Raw genomic sequence first — 19,019 nt, 5'->3', positions numbered from 1 at the left:
TCTCTGGTGCGCTATACTGTTCTTTTGACATGAAAAAGCTCCCCTCACAGCAGCAGGTTTTATTATTTAACCTGTCTACTGTATGGGGAGCATATCAAACTCGGGGCAGCCCTTCTTTTGCTTCTTATTTCTTATGCTGTGAAAGCCAGCTCAGCACATCATCAATCATTTTCACTGGTACGATGTTTAGAGCGGGTGCACCGCTGCGTGCCGCCTCTTCGAGCGCCGCCGGCACGAAGAATACATCCGCATCCGTGCGACTGACCGCGTATGCCTTCTGCCTAATGCCGCCAATCAGGCCAATCGAGCCGTCCGCTTCAATCGTACCTGTTCCCGCTACCCGAATACCGTGTGTAACGCCGCCGGGCGTCAGCTGATCGATCAGCGCAAGCGTCAGCATGGCGCCATGCGACGGTCCTCCGATATGCGCCATGAATCGTTTGTAACCGACGCTTCGAGGGATGTCAAAATGCAGCTCCGTTTGTACTGAAATGCCGAATACGGGCCGTTCGGGCGCATCCACCGATGCCTTCGTCTTAACCTCTACCTCTACCTCTACCTCTACCTGCGTCTCAGCCCCGCTCCTTCTCAGCGTAACGACAACGGAATCGCCAGGCTTGACGGAATTCGTCATATAGGCTGTCAAATCAGCTATCGAACGAACGGCCTGTCCGTTCAGATGAACGATAATATCGCCTGCCTGCAGACGCTGATCGGCGGGACTGCCCTTCACCACAGCAATAACTCTAACCCCATCAGCTGTTATGCCGCCTCCAACGCCGGCCTTCTGCATGGCAACGGCTGCAGCTACGCTATTTGCATCCGTCTTCATCAGAACGACTTGCGTATACGATTCCGTCAGCGGAGGCTCATCTGCCGGTATTTTCTCGAAGCTGTACATCGGCAGAAGCCTCGCATACAGCCAATCAGCCGGCACCGCCGGCCTGTCGAATACGAGAACGCCGTTAATCGTGCCGCCCTGGTTTCCGCCCTTCACATGGGCATAACGGTTCATATTCAGCGTCATGCCCGGGTACGTGACCCGGTAGCCTGTAGGGCAGAGCAAAGCTAAGAGCAGCACTATCGTAATAAGTAAAACGAAGAGGCCTCGTCTCGGCAGCCACAGAAGCGTTAGACCTCCCTTCTTAGCGCCTGCACGAAGCTCCCCCTCTCGCAATAGCTTCGCCGCTCGCGCACGCTCCAGCCCCTCGCTGAGCAGCATATCCATAAAGACTAGCGGTGCCGCGGCGCCAATGACAACGAACAGCTGAAACAGCTTCTCCGGCGCAAGCAGCACATAGCCTGCCCCGATAATCCCGAGTCCGGCGGTTACAAGCCGCAATAGCTGCAATAAAATCGCAAAGCTCTTCCAGCTCCGCTGCTGCCATACCCCAAGCAAAGCGCCGAACGCCCAGCTGAGCGGAACAAGCGCGAGAGCATTGAACAACCGATCAATTATCTCGATCCATTGCATCCCGCTGCCGGTCCTAAGCGGCGCCGGGAGCCAAATCAGCTCTGCCGCAACCAAACAAGCAAGCGCCACGGCCAGTCCAAATAAGTAATAGCGTGCCGGCTTCAGCATCCGTTCTTCCTCCTAAGCTTCCTTAACCAGTATGTGCCGCAGCCGTTCGGGCCGATTATATTCCCCCTCATTTCGCATGATTGCTTCTATTTACGCAAAAACCCTACGAATAGAGCAATCGCAGGGTCCTGTTGTTTTGCTGTAAGTATGAAATGAAAATGGATGTTTATTTCTTGATAAAAGGCAGGGCCTTCTCGATCGCCTCATCCTCTGTTGCCGCCTTGACGTAACGGCCATTAATAAAAATGAATGCGTACCTTGCGCAAGGCCCGCAGTAGGACTTGCAGCCGACACGAACTTCCGCGTCAGGCACCAGCTTTTGCAGCTTCGGCACAACCGATTTCATCTTCATGTGCTTGCACTTATCACAAACCCGTATATCGTTAGCCATAATTCATCTTCCTATTTCAACCGGATACTTATAAATTCTAGTGATCGCCGTGGTTGCCCTTACTTGGATTCGTAACGGCAAAGCCTTCTTCAGGCACATAGAAGTAATCGATGCGAACGCCATCCAGAAATGCATTGCCCTTCTCCAAAATAACGTCGATCCCTTTGTCCGTCGTTACGACTTCGTCCTTTTCCGTTGGCTCGTCAATCCCCATGCCGTAATGAGCATGGTCGCCATGCGAGTGGGTAACGTAGACTCGCAGCATTTTACCCGCGTTTTCAGGCTTGTCCAGCTCTACTTGTATAACCTTTACTGCGTTTTTAGAAATTTTGCAATTCATCGTTTATCCAGCTCCTCTTATCGTTATGCCTTGCGGCAATAATCATAATTTCATATTATACTTGGTCTCCATTCTACGGGCAAACCATTCTGCGAGCAGCATCGTTACCGCGATATCGTCGATAGGCAAAAACGGTAACGGTAGCACGTCCGGCATCACCCAATAGAGCAGTACAGGCACGGAAAAAATCAGCTTGTCCAGCAGTGAAACTCTCTTAGAACGAAGCAGCTGAAAAATCCGGACAAACGTCCGCTGCCAGTGACGAAGAGACAGCAATTTGCGCATCAGAAATTCCACCTTTGCTGACCTTTTCCGATTATTATAACATAAGCACCCCCGTTTACCTACTTAGCGCAAGCGGCCGAAAGCCGCTAAAGACGAAGCGCCTCTAGCAGCAGCGGCTGCAGCTCTATATAAATATTGTCAAAATTACTCATCGGCAGCGGATTTTCACCGAACCCCGCTTCCACCGTAAATCCAGGCCTGCGGAACCGGTGGATGAACCAATCCTTATAGCCCGCATCGCTGCCAGCCAGCTTCACCGGCTTATAGCCGCTTACCCTACCAAGCCTTTCAGCCAGGTGCTCCGCCTCAGCCGGCTCGTAATCGCGGTAATTCCAATAAATTTCCCGTCCCTGCGTATGAAGCGCGATGACAGTATCGAATACCATCGTCTCCGTGAAACGAGCCATTGCGATCGCCTCCGGCTCGCTTAGCGGATAGGGCCCCGGATAGTCCCGCGGTGCAGGCCCCCCTATACCTCTGCGCTTGCACTCCTCCTCCCAAAACGCGGGAAATTGATCATTCAAATCAATGCCCCTAATGTTGGCCTTCCAGCCGCTGAACTGCCCGGAACCTCCGTTCCATTCAATCAGCTGTCGATGAAACGGATGCGATGGCGATACTCCTTGTTGCACGAGCTCCACACCATCGGGGTTAACCATCGGGACAGCCCACAGCGTCACGTTCCTGCAGAGATCCTCCACACGCTGACCGCTAATCTGCTCGCCGCTGCAATAAGCTGCGGACAAATCAGCAACGAAGCGCATAAGCAGAGCAGAGGTTATCCATTCGTTTGCATGAAAAGAGCCGTTCATATGAATAAGGCGCGGACCGCTGCCGCAGCGAAGCGCTATTAAAGGCTTGCCCATCACGCTCCTTCCGATGACATGAGCCGACAGAAACGGATATCTTCCCGACAGCTGCCTAACTCCCTCTACCAAATCGAGATAGCCATAGTTTTGTACGGAGTACATAACGATCGCCTCCAGCTGCGTGAATTTGTTCTATCATCGTATGCGCTGTTACATATGTCCTATGAGGCAAACGACAAAAAAAAGCCGAGCCCCTCACAGGACCCGGCTTCTATTCAAACGTTTAACTAATATTCGGCACTTGCCATACGACAGGCGTCATCTGGATGTGCTCACCCAGCCATTGCTGGGCAATCGACTTGAACAATAGCGGATTGCCGCTGCAAAAAAACTGGTGCAAAGGCACCTTGTCACCGCGCGCCAGCTTGTTTTTTTCCTGCAAAATCGTATTGATCTCCCTCGCCGTCTCGTCTGCCGAGCTGATCAGCTTGACGCTCTGACCCATCACCTCGGATATCGTATCAGCCAAAAACGGATAATGTGTGCAGCCAAGTATTAATGTGTCCATTGGAAAGTGCCGCAAATGACCGATGGAGCTGCGCACCGTATCATACGTTTCAGTGGAACGGAAATTCCCCTTTTCTACTAACGGTACAAACCCCGGACATGCCTCGCTGACCACTTGTACATTTGTCGACAGCTCTCGCAATGCCTGCTCGTACGCCCCGCTCTTGATCGTCGCCTCCGTTCCGATGACGCCGACACAGCCTGTTACCGTAAGGCCGATCGCTGCCCTGGCACCCGGATTAATGACGCCTACCACGGGAATCGTAATTCTTGAGCGGATATCGTCAAGTCCGGCAGCCGTTGCTGTATTACATGCTATAACAATCATTTTGGGATTAAACTGGATTAGGTAATCAACAATTTCTCTTGTAAAGCGAACGATCTCCTCCGATGAACGCGGACCGTATGGTGTCCTGGCCGTGTCTCCAAAGTAAATAATTTTTTCCCGCGGTAGTTGACGCATGACTTCCTTGGCAACGGTGAGTCCACCTACGCCTGAATCTAATATCGCAATCGGTTGCTGCACAAACACACCGCTTTCCTAAACAAAGTGTATTGAATCAAGTCAAAATAGCATATGAATACAGGCACAAAAACGTACCTACATCTTATCGCAAATTCGGACAAGGTTCAACGATGCGGCATGCCTGCATTCCTGTGCTGGCTGCTGATTATTTTTGGAATGACAAACTGTTCAAAGTCAGGCTCCTTCCCCGATCTGACGACAACCCATCGCCGAATCGGTTTAATCGCCCATAATTCTAAAGAAAAGGCAAACTGCTAAAGCCGCGGCTCCAACAGTTTGCCTTTTTTACTGCAGGCTGCATAGCCTTCAGTACTGTAAAATCATTTTTATTTACGCTTGATTCGTCATCCATTAAACCCTAAAACTCCTTCGATGCAGCCGCTTCTGTTTCTCCGGCTTCTACCGCTTTGATCGCGCTTGTTTCTTGTAAGCCGCCTGCTTCCGGTACGGCTACAATTATTTCCACCGAATCAGAAATCGCTTCTGTCTCCTCGGTGCCTTTGTTTCTTCCTCTTACGCTGCTTACGACGCTGCTAGCCGCTTGCTTCGTTTTGTCTGCGAATTGTGCCGCTTGATCTCCGATTTGCCTTGCAAAACGGCCAGTCGTGTCGCTCACTTGACCAGCAACCCGCACTGTCGTATCACTTACCTTCTGCGCCTGAGCCGAAATATCCTGACGCAGCTCCTTGCCAGGCTTTGGCGCGAGTAACAGTGCAGTAATCGAGCCAACAACTCCTCCAGCTAATGCGCCAAGCAAAAATCCTTTTGATTGTTTACGTGTTGACATTGTAGTCGCTCCTTTCGTTATTAGCGTGCTCTTCGTCTTCAGCTCTTTGCTCTTTGATCAGGATTCCGATTCGAATACGGGTTCATGTGTATCTTCAGCAGACGCTGCTGCCTTTCGGCTAGTTTGCCACAGCTGCCACGCAGTCATTCCTAGCTCAGCCCATTCAAGAGCTTCACCGACCTGCCGCTTCGTGTCGTACCGCTTCGCATGCTTCTCAGCAGATTCCGACAATACGGATGTAATGCGCTGGGCTGCCGATGTTGTATTCGCAATCGCTCCTCCAACCTGCCCTGCCGCCTCAAACAGCTTGCTCGCCGCTTGCAGCTGACGATGCATGACGCGAATCGTCTCCTCTGCCGGCTGCACGAGCCCGCCAAGCTCTAACGAAAGCTTATTCAAATCCTGCCGCATCGACTCAGCCGCAGTTTGCACTTGCCCCAGCCTGATAAGCGCTGATCGTAATGATAGCAGTATGCCCACCACCAAAACAACAAATGCACCTGCAGCTATCGCCGCGCTCCATGTTAAAACTATGCCCGTCATGCCCGTATCCCTCCTCCTCAATCCATTGCAGTGCTAATCGCGTGCGCTTCTAGACGAATGCCCACTTGCGTAATGACAGTATAAGCAGCATGGGCTTGTCATGACACACCGAAATGAAAATCGCCTATTCCCAAAACAAAGAAAAGGATGTCTCAACAAATCTTCTCAGATCTGCTAAAACATCCTATCGTTCTTCTATCTATTCCGTTAACCGATATGATAGCTGCATTTGCCTCCGCCCTTAGCCAAACATTCCGTACGTTCCACGGGCACATCAAGCAAGGATTTAAACAAGGAAAGCTCGCAGCCGCACGCCTGCTGGTACTTACCGGCAACCTGTGCGATCGGACAATTATACTCGAATAGCATATAGCTGCCATCGCTTTTTGTTTTAACTTCAGTCATGTAGCCCCCAGCATTCTGAATAGCAGCAAGCTCGCTTACCTTCTGCTCCAAGCTCTTGCCCGCCATACGCGGCTCATACCGTTCGAGCAGCTTCTTCTTACGGCCTTCAAACATCCGGTCAATAAGCGCTGCAGTATCCGGGTCATCCGCCAGCTCGCCGAGCAAATCGAGTGCAAGCAAATGATAATTTTTTGGAAAAAGCTCATCTGCCTGAGCCGTCAGCTCGTAAGCATGGAGCGGTCTGCCCATTGCCTGACGCACAGATATGACGTTGACGCTGCCTTCGCTCTCCAGCGTATACATATGCCGCCGAATTGCCATTTCCGTTAATTCGAGCTCACTCGCTATGTCGCCGGCGTTCATTCTGCCGCCTGTTTTCAGCAGCATCAATATACGCTCGCGCGTAGAGCTATCTTTTCTAGACTCTGCCGTCATGCCGGCAGCACCTGCCGCTTTCATCCGCTTCAACCCTTCACCACCTTTGCAGGCTTGATAGCGTCATTGTATCGTATTTTGACTTTTTCGTAAATCAAGCTAAACAAAGCTTACTTAGCAAGAACCTCTATTTGACAGCAAAAGCTCTTTTGCCCAGCTCTACAGCTCGCGTTCCAAATAGTCTTCAACCGATTGCTTGAAGGCTGGCAGCAGTGTGGATAGCGTGTGGGAAAGCGGATGAAGCTCCGTTCTCTTCCATACATAATAGTCCTGGACTAACGGCTTGCGCAGCTTTACAAGCTCGATCAGCGTTTTCTCCATGTCGCCCGGAAATGCGCCTGCTTCACCCGTAATTTCGATGATGTCCTCATAGCTGCTCGCATCCCGCAAAATAAACCCGTCGATGAGGAAGCTCCCGACATCCGTTACTGTTTCAACGGCAAGATGCAGCGCTCTCTCCTGTGCCAAACCTTCAAGCAACGTACCCTGCCAATTTGCGGCAAGAAACTGCAGCGCTGATGCGATTTCGGCAATCGATTGGAGCCGTACGGCAATTTGTTCGCGATTTACATAATACATCAATCAGTCGCCCGCTTTCAGCCTTGCTTCTTTTTTTTCGCCTTGCGTTTAAGCCAAACTACCATAATAATGCTGCTAAAAATAATGACCAGCAAATACGTCATCACTTCATAAACGTCTCTCATATCGCTCATAAAACGTTAACCTGCCTCTCAGCTTTCGAAGTCAACGCTGACGGAAGCTTCGCGAACTTGCGCCATATGCTCGATTATTTTTTTATGTACAGGGTGCACCTGATAAACCTCGAGCGCTTCCAATGATTCGAATTTCGTAATAAGCGCGATATCGTAAGAGCGTTCCGAATGCAGAACATCTATGCCCACTTCGATCGACCTCAATACTTCAATCTTGCCTTCCATATCTCTAAGTACCTGTGCGGTACGCGCTACGCTCTCATCACTGCCATCTTTAAGTTTAAAAAAAACGATATGAGTAATCATTTTTGTTTCCTCCTCTGATTTCGTTGCATGACTTTCGTCCTTTTGTCACATAATAACCTATGCAGTCGCATTACGGCAATCTTTAACGCGAAGGAGATCGGTACGTTATGCGCTATCCGGTTACAATTGTTGCTACATTAATTGGACTCGCAATCTGCTTGTTTAATTACACGGGCTATGACCCGCACAATTTTGTTTTTTTCATGTTCAGCATTCCCTCATGGGTCGTTGATTTATTTATTGACGTGCATGAGGTAAGCGTCCTGCTCATGTATGCACTTACAGTAATTACGTGGGCGCTGCTCGGCTTTATCGCCGACGTGCTCATCGCACGCGGCCGGGAAAGCGAGCGTCATCCCCGTTCGGCGCGATAGCTGTTCATTTCAACAAAAAGGAGCCTTTCGGCTCCTTTCGCATTTTTACAATCCGTAAATCGCTATAGCTTTAGGCTGCTTCAACGATTAGAGTGGAATGCATCGTTGTGTGTCCTTGCCCGCATGGAATAGAGCAATAGATCTTATATGTGCCTGGCTTCGTAAATTCCAAATCCGTTTCCGGGTGGTCGTTATCCAGGGCTACTTGAAGCTCGTCAATATGTACCCCGTGAATACCGCTTTTATTCGAAAGCTTGAGTCTGACTTTGTCTCCAACCTTAACTTTGTACTCTTCTTGATCAAATACGAAATCATTGGATGCTACTACCTTCAGTAAAGTCATACCCTCTGGCAGCGAGGCTGACTCGTCAACCGGCTTAGCAGGCAAGGCGAATGTGAGCAAATATAAGCCCAGCAACGACGCCGCTGCAAATAAAGTAAACATAATCCACTTATGCATTGCTATGTGCTCCCCTTTGCGATCATAATGTCTACCTCTTATATTACATAAGATCGTCCGAAGTTCTCAACCTTAAACTTCGGAAAGGGGAAAAGTTTTTTTGTTATTTTGACAAAACCATGAACAAATTCAAAATCAGCTGGACAAATACTGTTTTAATACGCGTTCGGACTCCGCCTTCACAAAACCCCACAGCATAAAAAAACGATGATGGTAGCCCCGGCAAACGTACTCGGCGTGCAAGCCGTCCGTTTCGCGCTTCTCCTCGTACACTTTAATGCCCGTCTCTCGAAACTGCTTTCTGATGGCAGCGAGCTCAAGCAGCACCCGGTCCTGCAAGCCGCGCAGCATGGATTCATAAAACCGCGGCAGCTTAATGGCTGAAGTGCCGATCACACGAATATCATGGTCCAAAATACGCATTACGATTCCAAGCAGCACGTAACGCTTCACCAGCACGAGCTCTTCCTCGGTCTGTATCGGCGGATGCGCAGCCGTTCTGACTCTGCCGCGAATTTCTTCCTCATTAGCGGCCATTGCCACCCCTCCAAACAAGAACATCTGTTCTTATTATAGCCAGCAACGACGATTTCATGCAAGTTAAATTGCGTATATCCAAAAGTTACTTCTTATCCTTAAGCACTTCGATTATTTTGCGGAGCCGCTCAGGAAGCGGCAGACCGATCCGGCCATAATTTTCCGTAATGGAAATCAGCTCGTTGGCGATATAGAAATAGATGGCGGCGCCCATCGTCACATTGCTCGTCTCAAGCAATATATCGATTCGATGAGCGAGCAAAATAACGAGCAGCATTAATCCTTTTCGAGTCAAGCCCCATGCTCCAAAAACGCTGTTCAAGCCTCTTCCTTCTTTGATCGATGCCGCGACCCCCGTAACATAATCGATGCCCATCGCAACTACTAATAAGGTAAGAGACTCCACCCAACTGCCGAAAGCAAATGTAATGACTGAACCAATCAGACCGAAAACGGAACATAGCCAAATTAAGGGCATTATTCATCACACCTCCTTCATTTAAATGTACAATATTATATGCATAAGAGGCGGTGGTTGTCCGTCTTCCCGCAAGCTGGCAGGCCGTATTCTATGAAGCAGATTTTTGACTTCAAATATTTTCATATTGGAAAATGCTAGGAAAGATAGTATGGTTTATAAAGCAATCATTTTGAGCGAGGGTGACAGGCATGCAAATATTTTTGAAACTTACGGTTAAGCTGCTTCGTCTAAACAATTACTTTGTCGTCTTGCTTACTTTATTGCTCGTATTAATCAGCTCTACGATTGCTTTCCTGCTTGAACCGGATACCTTTAGCAATTGGTTTAATTCGTTCTGGTGGGTCATGACGACGGTCGCGACAGTCGGATATGGCGATTTTTTCCCAAAGACGGTGCCCGGCAAAGTGCTCGCCATGCTGCTATACGTGTTCGGAATCGGTCTGCTCAGCCTGTTAATCGGAAAAATTATCGATTCGATCGCTGATCTTCAGCGCAGAAGAGAAGGTGGAAAATTGAAATTTCAAGGTCGGGACCATATTATCGTCATTAATTGGAGCAAAAAAGCGCAGCTGGCGGTTGAGGATTTGCTGGAGTCGGATGCTAAGGTGACCATTGTTATTATCGATAACAGCGATAAGCATCCATTTGATCAACAACGGGTCCATTTCGTAAGCGGCGATCCAACATCGGCTGACGTGCTTGAGCAGGCTAACATTCATTCGGCCCGTTCAGCGATAATTTTTGCCGATCCGCGTATTGATGATACCTCGCTCATCGACGGCAAATCGCTGCTGATCGCATCAAGCATTGAACAGGCGGCTCCCGCTGTCCATACGACGGTTGAAATTATACTGGAGAAGCATATTCTCAATTTCCGGCACGTACAAGTAAATGATTTTATTTTATCGCATGATGCCGTTTCCAGATTGGCCGTACGATCTGCACTAAAGGAAGGTAATGTAGATATTTTCATGCAGCTGCTCAGCAGAAAATATGGCGAGGACGTATTCGAGGTTGCCGTAGATCCGGGCTGGTCCACGTATGACGATGCTTTCCAAGCGCTGCTGCGCAAAGGCGCCACCCTTATCGCGGATCGCGCCGACATGGGCATTAACCGCAAGCTTGACGCGCTTATACCGGCCGCTGCCCGCTTATTCGTTATTTCTAATGACGAAACCATCACGAAGATTAGATCAGAGAGGCGGTAGTAACGATGAATAGCACGCTGACCTACTTTAAATGGTCGGAGGAAGAACAACGCGTAGAGCGAACCATTACGGAAGTCGATGTAACGCGTGACGACATTTTTGTTCGCAAGCTCGTAAATGCAACCGTATTCCGCAATAGCATGTTTGAGCATACGGCTAACGAATGCGAGGACGGCAAGCGCCATCATATTTATGCTAAGCCGTATAATGAATCCGGCGATATCGTATACGGGCAGGCGATTCGCGCCGCCCTTCACGAATACGTCACCATCTCCCCTTATATGGAAGTCGAATATTTGCTATGGAACGGCTACCGCTTTAATCCTTGTACGCTTGCGCAGCAAGCCCCGGCAAGCCCGCTGGCATTCGCTCAGCTTCTGCTTGACCATTATATTGTGAGTGATCAGAGAACCTATGAAACGATCTATACCATCTATGATATGGATCGCAGCAAGATCGTCGTTTTTTTGAAAGGGGTGAACTTATAGATGGGTGATGAGCAGGCACAGCAGCGGGCAGCCGGCAGAGCTTCAAAAGAGGCTGTTGCGGCAGCCGGAGCTAAATTTAAAGCGAACAGCCAGAAAGCGCTCGCTTTCGCCTTGATGCTAACCGTACCCGTCGCTCTCAGCGGCTGCAATACGGCTAATACTACAGATTGTGCGGACTACGACAATAACGGCTACTGCGATGATAACAGCGGCGGCAGGGGCGGCACTTATATTTCAAACGGCAAAAATTATAAAAAATCATCCAGCTACCAATCCGGCTCCAGCTCTTCAAAAGGCTTCGGCAGCTCCGGCATTAGCAGCAGTAGCGGAGGTTAAGCACGTGCAGCGCGTCATTCCGCTTTCACTGTCCCATGGCGAGCTGTTTCAAGGCGAGCTTGCCCGGCGAATTCCATACCATCGCATGTATGGAAAGCAATACTGCCTTCCAGCCGTAACGCTGTACACACTGGCTGAATTCGAGGAGCTTCAAGCCGCCTCAGAGCAAATCGACCGGATCTACACAAAATCGCTGCGGTTTGCGCAGCAGCATTTGCCTGATGCTTTTCTAATCGAACAATTAGGCATTCATCCCTCTCTGATCCCGGCGGCGCGTATGGAAACGCCTTCCCACGGGGTATCCCGGCAGGACTGGATCGTAACGGCGCAGGGGCTTAAATGTATCGAAAATAATACCGACACCCCAACCGGCATTCCGGAGACCGCTTTTCTAGGAAATGCAATCGTCAGCCGTTACACCGCTCATCGCTCCGCTTCAGAGAAAATGCGCGATGCGCTTAAGGACGCGTTCAAGAAGCTTATCGCCCATTACCGAAGCGAAGGCTTAACGGGAACGATCGCTTGCACCTGCTACGATTGGCATATTGAAGATAAATGCAATACGGAATATGTGATGGACGTGATTCGCGAGCTCGGCTATTCCGTCCTATTCGTACCGCTCGACCAGCTTGTTATCGTAGAGGGCGACGGCTTGTACGGCGACGGCGAACGCATCGATATTTTGTACCGCCTCTATCCGCTTGAATATTTGATTCATGATACAGGGGCGGACACCGGCCTGCCGATCGGTGAAGCGCTCATGGAGCTCGCCTTGCTCGGCCGGCTTGCGCTCATAAATCCGCCGCAGAGCATCATTACGCAAAGCAAAGGCTTCATGGCGCTCATCTGGGCGTTATATGAACGAAACGAGCACTCGCCGGACGTACTCGGCCATCCGCTTTTTGATGAAACGGAGCTTGAGGTCATTCGCACCTACCTTCTCCCCACTTATTTTGAGAATACGGTATTCATTCAGCAGCATATTCCTTATGTCGCCAAAAGCTACTGGGGGCGCGAAGGCAAGGGAACGGCTCTCTATTCAGATGACGGTACGCTGGAGTCTGAGGAATGGGGCCATCAGGATTATGGGGAAGAAGCGGATGAAACGAAAATGTATTACAGCGAGCAGCCAAAAATCTATCAGCAGCGCTTTACGATGGAAGAAACCGACGTAGATACCGACGAGGGTAAGTTCCATGGCTGCTTATTAACCGGCGTTTATGTAATCGGCGGCACCTTCGCCGGCCTGCTCCCTAGAGTCGGCGCCAAAATTACCGGCGATATGGCTTATTACTGCCCCGCCGCCATTAGAGACTAACCGCGGCATACGGAATAAGTTTTGCTTCACAAAACTTAGAGCCGATACTTCACAAAACTTTAAGTCGATGCTTACGAAGCAAGTTTTGCTTCACAAAACTTTGAGGAGGATCAATATGAATGAATTTTGGCAAAATGCCGCTAATGTTGGGATCGGCCTAGTTCTCCTGCTCATCATTTTAGGCGTGGGCGCTTTCGTATTCAGTAAATTAACCCGTTATAACGATTCCGAGGAAATTAACAAAGGCAATCAAGCAGCAGGAATGTATATGGGCAGCAAGCTGCTGGGATTGTGTATCATAGTCGCAATGGTTTCGTACAGCTCCCATTCATGGGTGTCCATGCTTATCTGGTCCGCCATCGGCATCACCATTCTGTGCTTGGTCTATCTTATATTCGATTTTCTTACGCCGCGCTTTAAAGTATGTGATCAGATTAAGCAGGGCAATCTTGCCGTTGCCCAGCTTCTCCGCTCCGTCATCATCGGCGTCTCCATCGTAATCGGTACGTTTCTGATGTAGCAGCGTCTGGCGCAATCAAAAGAAGGGCAACCATCCAGCAGCAATGTCTGCCGGGCGGTTGCCCTTCTTTGCTTCCTCTTATAAATGCAAAAGGAACCATCGCTATAGCTCGCGTGATTCCTTCGGTGTTTCTTATTCAGCTTTGCTTGCTTCTCCTGTAAAGTAGGTGTACGTTTGATAGTTGGATTGACGCCCTGCCAGCTGCCTCGCATAACATCCGGCGTCACGCGCCCTTGCTGCGCCAGCTTATGTCTTGCTTTTTTCGCTTTGCTAATGGACATAATTGTTGTCCTCCTATAAAGCAAAACTTACTTCGTAAGCATATGCTCGGTTTTGTGAAGCAAAACTTACTTCGTAAGCATATGCTCGGTTTTGTGAAGCAAAACTTACTTCGTAAGCTTTCACTCTCTTCCTTCTATTATACGTTGTAAGCGACATTTGCGATAGGTGCTTACAGCAGATGCAAAACAGAAAATTCCTTGCGAAGCATGGAAAAGACAAGGAGCTCTATGAAGTTCCCTTCCTCGATTTCGTATTCCCTTAATTCGCCGGCTTGCTTGAAACCGAGCTTAGTCAACAGCCCGATCGATGCAACGTTTGCAGGATCTACCTTCGCTTCGATGCGATTTAAATTCATGCTGTTGAAGCCAAAAGCTAGAATCGGTGCCGCCACTTCGCTCATGATGCCTCTACGCCAGTAGCTTGGAGCCAAATCATAACCTATCTCGGTACGGCCATACTCCTTCAAATAATGCAAAAAGCCGCAGGTACCGATCACTTTGCCTGAGCGCTTCTCCTCGATTAGCCATCTTATGCCTATTTGCTGTGTGAAAATCTCCATATGCCAATTCATTTCATGCCATGCCTCATCCTCGGCCGAGAACGGCAATAGCTGAGTATATTTCAAGACCTCCTCCTCCGAATAAAGCTCGAACAAATCGCGGGTATCCCGTTCCTCCGTTTTACGCAAAATAAATCGATCGGTTTCCATTTGAGGAAACGCATGAAATGAAAACGAAGATACTGACATGAATCCAGCTCCTTTGTTTATTTTAAGCTTCCGGGATGGACGCGTCGCTTATGCAGGCATCGTGCTGGATAATGGCAGCTAATAATCCTGGAAAGCGAATATTCAAATCCTCTGAGCGCAGCGTCAAAAAATGCTGGGTGCCTTGCTTGCGAACATTCAGCACGCCGGCCTCACGCAAGGTACGGACATGATGCGTCATCGTAGACTTCACGACCGGAAAATCAAAGTAGCCGCAGGATTGCTCGCCGCTCTTAGCAATAGCGTTAACAATGCTAAGCCGGATAGGATCACTTAACGCATACAGCACGGAAGTAAGCTCAATATCATCGCGATTGGGATGAAATAAAATTTTCAAGCGCATTCTCTCCTCTACTCTTCATACTTTCATTGCATTATAACACAGCCCATGCTATATTTTCATTGTACGATAATTATCGTACAATGAAAATATGACAAATATCCACTTTGGAGGTTCTATGAGAAACGCTACCGCTATTAACGCGTCCCCCTTAACCGCCGGGGAACGACCCGCCTTTCGAGACGGTCTCGTCATCCCTCTGCTAGGCTTAACCATTATTATTGTCATTATGAATACGATGATGTTCAATCTGGCGCTTCCCCAGGTGACAGCTGAATTCATGCTTTCCTCTTCAGCAGCCTCATGGATCATAACCGGCTATTCCATCGTCTTTGCCATTTCATCCATAACCTACAGCAGGCTCTCCGACTTTGTTCCCATTCGCAGATTGCTGACAATTGGATTAATGGCAATGGGCGGCGCTTCTGTGCTTGGATTTTTTAGCCATCATTATGTGCTGCTGCTCGTTGCGCGGCTCATTCAAGCATCAGGAGCAGGCTCCGTTCTTAGCTTAACGATCATACTAAGCACAAGATTCATTCCGCTCTCCAGGCGCGGCAAATCGATGGCGCTCATTACTTCCGCAGCATCGCTCGGCCTTGGTCTCGGGCCTGTTATCGGCGGCGCGATTACGCAATATCTGGGCTGGAACGATCTGTTCATCGTAACCGGCATCTCGCTGCTTCTAATCCCTCTGTTCCATCGTCTGCTGCCGGATGAAGCTGTAAGTAAAGGCTCCTTCGACATCATGGGCGCGGCATTTATCGGAATCGGATCAACCGGAGTGCTATTGTTTATTACGAATCATTTTTGGATTGCGCTAATTGGCGGAATCACCGCGCTCATTTTATTTTGGATTCGAATTAACCGCGCATTGAATCCGTTTGTTCAGCCTTCATTGTTCCGTAATAAAAGGTATATACGCCTCATTACGCTCGGCATCATATCGTACATTAACAATTTTTCAACGCTGTTCTTGCTGCCGCAGATGCTCATTCACTTATTCAAGCTGACGCCCGGCCAAGCCGGACTCATTATTTTCCCGGGGGCTCTCGTTGCGATGCTGGCCTCCAATCGTATTGGCAAAATAATTGATCGCTACGGCAACAGCATGCTGCTTCGTCTCACCCCGTGGCTTTTGCTGACTGCCGCCATTTCATTCGCCTTATTCGCAGATCGTTCCATCTACGTTGTCATGGTCGTTTATATGCTAATGAGCGTAGCGTTCTCTACCTTAAATTCCAGCGTTTCCAACGAGTTATCGCGAATTTTGCCAGGCGAGCATGTGGGCGCAGGAATGGGCTTGTTCCAGCTATTGCAATTTATTAGCGGTGCTTTCAGTGTCGCGATTAGCGGCATCGTATTATCCGCGCAAAACACGCTTCCGCTTGACCGTTCATTCTCGATTATTTTCTGGGGCATGGGCATCATTGCCGCTTTGGCTATTGTAGTTTCTTGGCTGCACTACGCATCTTCCAGTCCTCAGCAGCTTGGAGACAACCAGCAGCTTTAAGCTACAAAATATGCTTCAGCGCCTCCTTCTTGCTTAGCGGGGAGAGATCCGTTTCTTTAACAAACCGGTGCACAAGGGCTGCATCGGTTTTTGCATATTCCCGAAGCGCCCAGCCGATTGCCTTGCGTATAAAAAACTCGCTCTCGCCCTTCGTACGGCGTATGTAGTCAAATAACCGCTCCGTATCGGTATGCTGCTTATATTTTAACTGAAACAATATAGCGGTCCGGCGCAGCCAAAGATTTTCCGAAACAATCCAGCGCGCCGTATAATCCGCAATTAATTCCGGGTATTTCGACAGCTGGTAACCGACTAAATGCGCTGCCAAAAAATCAACCGTGTCCCACCACGATTGAGTCGTCACCCACCGCTCCAGCACATCGATATGCGGCGGCTTCGCCTCCTTGCCGTATTTCTCAAGCAAACCCATCGCCACATAATGAAATTCACGCTCCATCAGCTGCCACAGCTGCTCTGCGGTTTGAAGCAGCTCCTCGCCCTGCGGCTTTTCGTTCTGTTTCCAAAACTCCCGCAGCAGCTGCTTTCGCTCAGGCGTCTTAATGCCCAGAAATACGAACTGGTTGCGCATATACGCCTCCATCGGCTCAGCAATCTCGGGATTGGCGTGCTCTCTAAATTTTGCTTCCAGCGCATTTGCAATTATATTCATAGGACAGCAGCTCCTTTTCTTTGACCATAGCACAAAGCAGCCCCGGCCATCAATGACGGTCAGAGCTGCTTATCCATTATTATTGCTATTTGATCCGGATTCCAACTGCCGCCTTCACGTCACTCCCCCGACTTCTTGCGTACCCGATACAGCATCGTGAAATCGAATGTCTCGATTGCCGTAAAGGGGATCGTCAACGCGTTCAATGGTTCAAGCGGAACCGTCTCCATGCCGAGCACGCCATCACGTTTATCAAGCTCATATTCCAGCAACTGCTCCAACCACGAGAACATCGTTTCATAAACGCGCCACATATGTGCTTCATCCCCATGCACACGGGCGCTGACACACAGCCCTCCGTTAATCTCCAACGCCTCTACGCCATCCGGGATATTGCCGAACTCCCGAACCATTAGCCCGACCCAGAGCGTGTCGACTTCCTTGTCCCATTGCTGCTGTGGAATAAACACATAAGCCGAAGGCCCTGCCGCTAACCGCGCATCATCAAGCGGAACATGCTCCGTCAGCTTGCTCCACGCCAATCGAGTCCCGCTCTTGTCCGGCGTCATCCCCGTCCGTACTGCCAGCGCCTTGAATGGCGCCACTTCAACCAGCTCAACCGCTATCGTCTCTTGCAAAATAACCCTCTCCCCACATCCCCGCTATTAACAGCGGCGCAATTGGCGTCAGTTCAGAGTTTCCTCTGCACCATCGTCTATACCCTCCTTGGCTTATTTAGCGCGAATAGGAAAATAGATGTCAATTTCGCTATTCGGGTCGTCCGGCTGCGTGTAGCGCTGGTCATAAAACTCAAATTCATATTTGCCGGTACGGGTGCCTCCGTCGTATTCGTAAGGGCTGTTCGGCAGCCAATGCCCCCAAAAATGCCCGAAAACATCGCTAATGCCGTCAAGCGGGCCGCGGGAAGTCAGTACGATATAGCGCGCAGCCGGCACTTCCATTCGTATCATGCCCTCTGGGATGTCTCTGTCCTGATAGATCTGCACAGCGGCTGTATACTCGAATGGCGCGCCGGGCAAGTTATCCGGGTTTTGCAGCATGAGCCCGAAGCTTCGCCAGCCGAGCTGACCCGGAATTTCCGGAATACGCTTGCCGAATCGCTCCCACAGCTTGGCGATGGCGTTTTCAGATGGCGGTAAAGTTGAATCAAATTGAATCGTTTCGGTCATGCCGACGACGCTAAAGGCAGGTTTCTCGATGATTTTGGTTTCAATAATCATAATCGGTCAATCTCTCCTTTTAAGTTACTTAAGAAACGTTTCTTTTATTATTTCCGCATGCTTTTGAACATTCCTGCCCTTGTCTGAGAAAAAGTTCCAATTTACTCCGGCAGCCGTGTGTCTTCAATCTCGGCATATCTAAAAAAGAGCCTTCACCGCTGCAACGGCAAAGACTCTTAATCATTATGATCTACGGATTGTTCTTGTTCTTTATCAAAACAATTGAAGCAAATTAAATGTTTGTCTTCTAATACTACTCCGTTAATAAATCCATCATTGCAAAAAATTTGCTTTTTACATTCCTTGCAGCGGCCAACAAGCTCCTGCAATAGGATTACCTCCCCAGTTGTAAACTAGCTCCTTCACTACTGTTATCGGTTAGATTTCTGAGTCTGCAAGGTTACTTTTTTCCGCTCTTTCGGTTTAGAAACTTGTAGATAATAAAACAAATGATTATCATTGCAACAACAGTCAGCGGCCAGTTCATGTGAGCTACCACAAAGTAATTATCATGATATTGAAAATCTTCCGGAGGATGGGACAAAGCATAAAAAAATGAGATCACATAACCGATTGCCATGATACTTACAGTAGCGAAAGCTGCTATTATAAATACTTTTAACTTCAACAAAATTCCTCCATTTTACGTTGCATATACCCGCAATTCTTTATCAGCAGGAAATATGCGTCTACTTAACTCTGAACCATACTATTCCATCTTATTAGCATATAATCCTGCCAAATTGCCGAAAAGACCTACCGACAGTTCGGCAGGTCTTCTCCTGAAGTATCCTTC

At 49.1% G+C, this 19,019-nt stretch carries 28 protein-coding genes; 7 read left to right on the top strand and 21 right to left on the bottom strand.

Annotated features, from left to right (window positions below; translation table 11 throughout):
- Positions 1 to 124: 124 nt before the first annotated feature.
- From ASG81_RS04715 to ASG81_RS04665, 11 genes are all read right to left on the bottom strand, one after another.
- Entirely contained in the window at positions 125 to 1,582 is a 1,458-nt protein-coding gene (locus tag ASG81_RS04715; RefSeq protein ID WP_056629719.1) for a PDZ domain-containing protein, read from the bottom strand.
- Positions 1,583 to 1,748: 166 nt separating this feature from the next.
- A complete protein-coding gene (locus tag ASG81_RS04710) occupies positions 1,749 to 1,973 on the bottom strand; it encodes a DUF1450 domain-containing protein (RefSeq protein ID WP_056629718.1) in 225 nt (74 codons plus the stop codon).
- 37 nt (positions 1,974 to 2,010) lie between these two features.
- Positions 2,011 to 2,313: a hypothetical protein gene (locus tag ASG81_RS04705; protein ID WP_056629715.1), complete on the bottom strand. Its 303-nt coding sequence runs from the start codon at positions 2,311 to 2,313 to the stop codon at positions 2,011 to 2,013.
- Between the two features lie 42 nt (positions 2,314 to 2,355).
- Positions 2,356 to 2,598: a hypothetical protein gene (locus ASG81_RS04700; protein WP_056629713.1), complete on the bottom strand. Its 243-nt coding sequence runs from the start codon at positions 2,596 to 2,598 to the stop codon at positions 2,356 to 2,358.
- 86 nt (positions 2,599 to 2,684) lie between these two features.
- Positions 2,685 to 3,569, bottom strand: a complete 885-nt coding sequence (locus ASG81_RS04695) for a M14 family metallopeptidase (protein WP_056629711.1) — start codon at positions 3,567 to 3,569, stop codon at positions 2,685 to 2,687.
- A gap of 121 nt (positions 3,570 to 3,690) precedes the next feature.
- Positions 3,691 to 4,500 carry a glutamate racemase gene (gene racE / locus ASG81_RS04690; RefSeq protein WP_056629743.1) on the bottom strand — a complete coding sequence of 270 codons (810 nt, stop codon included), beginning with the start codon at positions 4,498 to 4,500 and terminating at the stop codon, positions 3,691 to 3,693.
- A 358-nt stretch (positions 4,501 to 4,858) separates the two neighbouring features.
- Entirely contained in the window at positions 4,859 to 5,287 is a 429-nt protein-coding gene (locus ASG81_RS04685; RefSeq protein ID WP_056629709.1) for a YtxH domain-containing protein, read from the bottom strand.
- A 57-nt stretch (positions 5,288 to 5,344) separates the two neighbouring features.
- On the bottom strand, positions 5,345 to 5,830 hold the full coding sequence (locus ASG81_RS04680) for a DUF948 domain-containing protein (RefSeq protein WP_056629707.1): 486 nt from the start codon (positions 5,828 to 5,830) through the stop codon (positions 5,345 to 5,347).
- 207 nt (positions 5,831 to 6,037) lie between these two features.
- The gene (locus tag ASG81_RS04675) at positions 6,038 to 6,694 is read right to left on the bottom strand and encodes a helix-turn-helix transcriptional regulator (RefSeq protein WP_235548732.1); all 657 of its coding nucleotides are present in this window, start codon (positions 6,692 to 6,694) and stop codon (positions 6,038 to 6,040) included.
- 135 nt (positions 6,695 to 6,829) lie between these two features.
- A complete protein-coding gene (locus tag ASG81_RS04670) occupies positions 6,830 to 7,249 on the bottom strand; it encodes a DUF86 domain-containing protein (protein WP_056629705.1) in 420 nt (139 codons plus the stop codon).
- Positions 7,250 to 7,401: 152 nt separating this feature from the next.
- The gene (locus ASG81_RS04665; RefSeq protein ID WP_056629703.1) at positions 7,402 to 7,689 is read right to left on the bottom strand and encodes a Dabb family protein; all 288 of its coding nucleotides are present in this window, start codon (positions 7,687 to 7,689) and stop codon (positions 7,402 to 7,404) included.
- Positions 7,690 to 7,796: 107 nt separating this feature from the next.
- Between ASG81_RS04665 and ASG81_RS04660 the strand changes: the two genes are divergently transcribed.
- Positions 7,797 to 8,063: a hypothetical protein gene (locus ASG81_RS04660; protein WP_056629701.1), complete on the top strand. Its 267-nt coding sequence runs from the start codon at positions 7,797 to 7,799 to the stop codon at positions 8,061 to 8,063.
- Between the two features lie 70 nt (positions 8,064 to 8,133).
- Here the strand turns inward: ASG81_RS04660 and ASG81_RS04655 are convergent, their stop codons facing one another.
- From ASG81_RS04655 to ASG81_RS04645, 3 genes are all read right to left on the bottom strand, one after another.
- Complete coding sequence (locus ASG81_RS04655) at positions 8,134 to 8,523, bottom strand: cytochrome c oxidase subunit II (RefSeq protein WP_056629699.1); 390 nt, start codon at positions 8,521 to 8,523, stop codon at positions 8,134 to 8,136.
- Between the two features lie 135 nt (positions 8,524 to 8,658).
- Positions 8,659 to 9,060, bottom strand: a complete 402-nt coding sequence (locus tag ASG81_RS04650) for a hypothetical protein (RefSeq protein ID WP_056629697.1) — start codon at positions 9,058 to 9,060, stop codon at positions 8,659 to 8,661.
- Between the two features lie 85 nt (positions 9,061 to 9,145).
- On the bottom strand, positions 9,146 to 9,538 hold the full coding sequence (locus ASG81_RS04645) for a phage holin family protein (RefSeq protein WP_056629695.1): 393 nt from the start codon (positions 9,536 to 9,538) through the stop codon (positions 9,146 to 9,148).
- Positions 9,539 to 9,729: 191 nt separating this feature from the next.
- Here ASG81_RS04645 and ASG81_RS04640 point away from each other — a divergent pair, with 191 nt between their 5' ends.
- The 5 genes from ASG81_RS04640 (at position 9,730) to ASG81_RS04620 (ending at position 13,411) form a co-directional block, all read left to right on the top strand.
- Positions 9,730 to 10,749, top strand: a complete 1,020-nt coding sequence (locus tag ASG81_RS04640; protein ID WP_056629693.1) for a potassium channel protein — start codon at positions 9,730 to 9,732, stop codon at positions 10,747 to 10,749.
- A 5-nt stretch (positions 10,750 to 10,754) separates the two neighbouring features.
- Positions 10,755 to 11,237 (top strand): hypothetical protein, encoded by a 483-nt coding sequence (locus ASG81_RS04635; protein ID WP_056629691.1) that lies wholly within the window; start codon positions 10,755 to 10,757, stop codon positions 11,235 to 11,237.
- On the top strand, positions 11,238 to 11,573 hold the full coding sequence (locus tag ASG81_RS04630; RefSeq protein WP_235548728.1) for a hypothetical protein: 336 nt from the start codon (positions 11,238 to 11,240) through the stop codon (positions 11,571 to 11,573).
- 4 nt (positions 11,574 to 11,577) lie between these two features.
- The gene (locus tag ASG81_RS04625) at positions 11,578 to 12,891 is read left to right on the top strand and encodes a glutathionylspermidine synthase family protein (protein ID WP_056629689.1); all 1,314 of its coding nucleotides are present in this window, start codon (positions 11,578 to 11,580) and stop codon (positions 12,889 to 12,891) included.
- A 115-nt stretch (positions 12,892 to 13,006) separates the two neighbouring features.
- Positions 13,007 to 13,411, top strand: a complete 405-nt coding sequence (locus ASG81_RS04620) for a DUF350 domain-containing protein (RefSeq protein ID WP_056629687.1) — start codon at positions 13,007 to 13,009, stop codon at positions 13,409 to 13,411.
- Positions 13,412 to 13,862: 451 nt separating this feature from the next.
- Here ASG81_RS04620 and ASG81_RS04615 read toward each other — a convergent pair whose 3' ends face one another.
- Positions 13,863 to 14,441, bottom strand: a complete 579-nt coding sequence (locus ASG81_RS04615; RefSeq protein WP_056629685.1) for a GNAT family N-acetyltransferase — start codon at positions 14,439 to 14,441, stop codon at positions 13,863 to 13,865.
- 22 nt (positions 14,442 to 14,463) lie between these two features.
- Positions 14,464 to 14,796: an ArsR/SmtB family transcription factor gene (locus tag ASG81_RS04610; RefSeq protein ID WP_056629683.1), complete on the bottom strand. Its 333-nt coding sequence runs from the start codon at positions 14,794 to 14,796 to the stop codon at positions 14,464 to 14,466.
- 121 nt (positions 14,797 to 14,917) lie between these two features.
- On the opposite strand from ASG81_RS04610, the gene ASG81_RS04605 reads away from it, so the two are divergent.
- On the top strand, positions 14,918 to 16,312 hold the full coding sequence (locus tag ASG81_RS04605; protein WP_056629681.1) for an MFS transporter: 1,395 nt from the start codon (positions 14,918 to 14,920) through the stop codon (positions 16,310 to 16,312).
- A 1-nt stretch (position 16,313) separates the two neighbouring features.
- Here ASG81_RS04605 and ASG81_RS04600 read toward each other — a convergent pair whose 3' ends face one another.
- From ASG81_RS04600 to ASG81_RS04585, 5 genes are all read right to left on the bottom strand, one after another.
- Positions 16,314 to 16,982, bottom strand: a complete 669-nt coding sequence (locus ASG81_RS04600) for a DNA alkylation repair protein (protein ID WP_056629679.1) — start codon at positions 16,980 to 16,982, stop codon at positions 16,314 to 16,316.
- 119 nt (positions 16,983 to 17,101) lie between these two features.
- Entirely contained in the window at positions 17,102 to 17,620 is a 519-nt protein-coding gene (locus tag ASG81_RS04595) for a GyrI-like domain-containing protein (RefSeq protein ID WP_056629678.1), read from the bottom strand.
- 93 nt (positions 17,621 to 17,713) lie between these two features.
- The gene (locus ASG81_RS04590) at positions 17,714 to 18,223 is read right to left on the bottom strand and encodes a GyrI-like domain-containing protein (protein ID WP_056629676.1); all 510 of its coding nucleotides are present in this window, start codon (positions 18,221 to 18,223) and stop codon (positions 17,714 to 17,716) included.
- Between the two features lie 176 nt (positions 18,224 to 18,399).
- A complete protein-coding gene (locus ASG81_RS31830) occupies positions 18,400 to 18,552 on the bottom strand; it encodes a hypothetical protein (RefSeq protein ID WP_200961425.1) in 153 nt (50 codons plus the stop codon).
- 71 nt (positions 18,553 to 18,623) lie between these two features.
- Positions 18,624 to 18,851 (bottom strand): hypothetical protein, encoded by a 228-nt coding sequence (locus ASG81_RS04585; RefSeq protein WP_056629674.1) that lies wholly within the window; start codon positions 18,849 to 18,851, stop codon positions 18,624 to 18,626.
- Positions 18,852 to 19,019 lie beyond the last annotated feature (168 nt).

Source organism: Paenibacillus sp. Soil522 (assembly GCF_001428245.1).
In the GTDB taxonomy this organism is placed as follows: Bacteria; Bacillota; Bacilli; order Paenibacillales; family Paenibacillaceae; genus Pristimantibacillus.
The sequence above is the reverse complement of the archived record's forward strand: the minus strand, read 5'-3'. Positions and strand labels throughout refer to the sequence as shown.

Excerpts from the sequence above, each read along its gene's own strand:
- ASG81_RS04715 (WP_056629719.1), bottom strand. The coding sequence starts at position 1,582 with ATGCTGAAGCCGGCACGCTATTACTTATTTGGACTGGCCGTGGCGCTT.
- ASG81_RS04710 (WP_056629718.1), bottom strand. The coding sequence starts at position 1,973 with ATGGCTAACGATATACGGGTTTGTGATAAGTGCAAGCACATGAAGATG.
- ASG81_RS04705 (WP_056629715.1), bottom strand. The coding sequence starts at position 2,313 with ATGAATTGCAAAATTTCTAAAAACGCAGTAAAGGTTATACAAGTAGAG.
- ASG81_RS04700 (WP_056629713.1), bottom strand. The coding sequence starts at position 2,598 with ATGCGCAAATTGCTGTCTCTTCGTCACTGGCAGCGGACGTTTGTCCGG.
- ASG81_RS04695 (WP_056629711.1), bottom strand. The coding sequence starts at position 3,569 with ATGTACTCCGTACAAAACTATGGCTATCTCGATTTGGTAGAGGGAGTT.
- ASG81_RS04685 (WP_056629709.1), bottom strand. The coding sequence starts at position 5,287 with ATGTCAACACGTAAACAATCAAAAGGATTTTTGCTTGGCGCATTAGCT.
- ASG81_RS04680 (WP_056629707.1), bottom strand. The coding sequence starts at position 5,830 with ATGACGGGCATAGTTTTAACATGGAGCGCGGCGATAGCTGCAGGTGCA.
- ASG81_RS04675 (WP_235548732.1), bottom strand. The coding sequence starts at position 6,694 with ATGAAAGCGGCAGGTGCTGCCGGCATGACGGCAGAGTCTAGAAAAGAT.
- ASG81_RS04670 (WP_056629705.1), bottom strand. The coding sequence starts at position 7,249 with ATGTATTATGTAAATCGCGAACAAATTGCCGTACGGCTCCAATCGATT.
- ASG81_RS04665 (WP_056629703.1), bottom strand. The coding sequence starts at position 7,689 with ATGATTACTCATATCGTTTTTTTTAAACTTAAAGATGGCAGTGATGAG.
- ASG81_RS04660 (WP_056629701.1), top strand. The coding sequence starts at position 7,797 with ATGCGCTATCCGGTTACAATTGTTGCTACATTAATTGGACTCGCAATC.
- ASG81_RS04655 (WP_056629699.1), bottom strand. The coding sequence starts at position 8,523 with ATGCATAAGTGGATTATGTTTACTTTATTTGCAGCGGCGTCGTTGCTG.
- ASG81_RS04650 (WP_056629697.1), bottom strand. The coding sequence starts at position 9,060 with ATGGCCGCTAATGAGGAAGAAATTCGCGGCAGAGTCAGAACGGCTGCG.
- ASG81_RS04645 (WP_056629695.1), bottom strand. The coding sequence starts at position 9,538 with ATGCCCTTAATTTGGCTATGTTCCGTTTTCGGTCTGATTGGTTCAGTC.
- ASG81_RS04640 (WP_056629693.1), top strand. The coding sequence starts at position 9,730 with ATGCAAATATTTTTGAAACTTACGGTTAAGCTGCTTCGTCTAAACAAT.
- ASG81_RS04635 (WP_056629691.1), top strand. The coding sequence starts at position 10,755 with ATGAATAGCACGCTGACCTACTTTAAATGGTCGGAGGAAGAACAACGC.
- ASG81_RS04630 (WP_235548728.1), top strand. The coding sequence starts at position 11,238 with ATGGGTGATGAGCAGGCACAGCAGCGGGCAGCCGGCAGAGCTTCAAAA.
- ASG81_RS04620 (WP_056629687.1), top strand. The coding sequence starts at position 13,007 with ATGAATGAATTTTGGCAAAATGCCGCTAATGTTGGGATCGGCCTAGTT.
- ASG81_RS04615 (WP_056629685.1), bottom strand. The coding sequence starts at position 14,441 with ATGTCAGTATCTTCGTTTTCATTTCATGCGTTTCCTCAAATGGAAACC.
- ASG81_RS04605 (WP_056629681.1), top strand. The coding sequence starts at position 14,918 with ATGAGAAACGCTACCGCTATTAACGCGTCCCCCTTAACCGCCGGGGAA.
- ASG81_RS04600 (WP_056629679.1), bottom strand. The coding sequence starts at position 16,982 with ATGAATATAATTGCAAATGCGCTGGAAGCAAAATTTAGAGAGCACGCC.
- ASG81_RS04590 (WP_056629676.1), bottom strand. The coding sequence starts at position 18,223 with ATGATTATTGAAACCAAAATCATCGAGAAACCTGCCTTTAGCGTCGTC.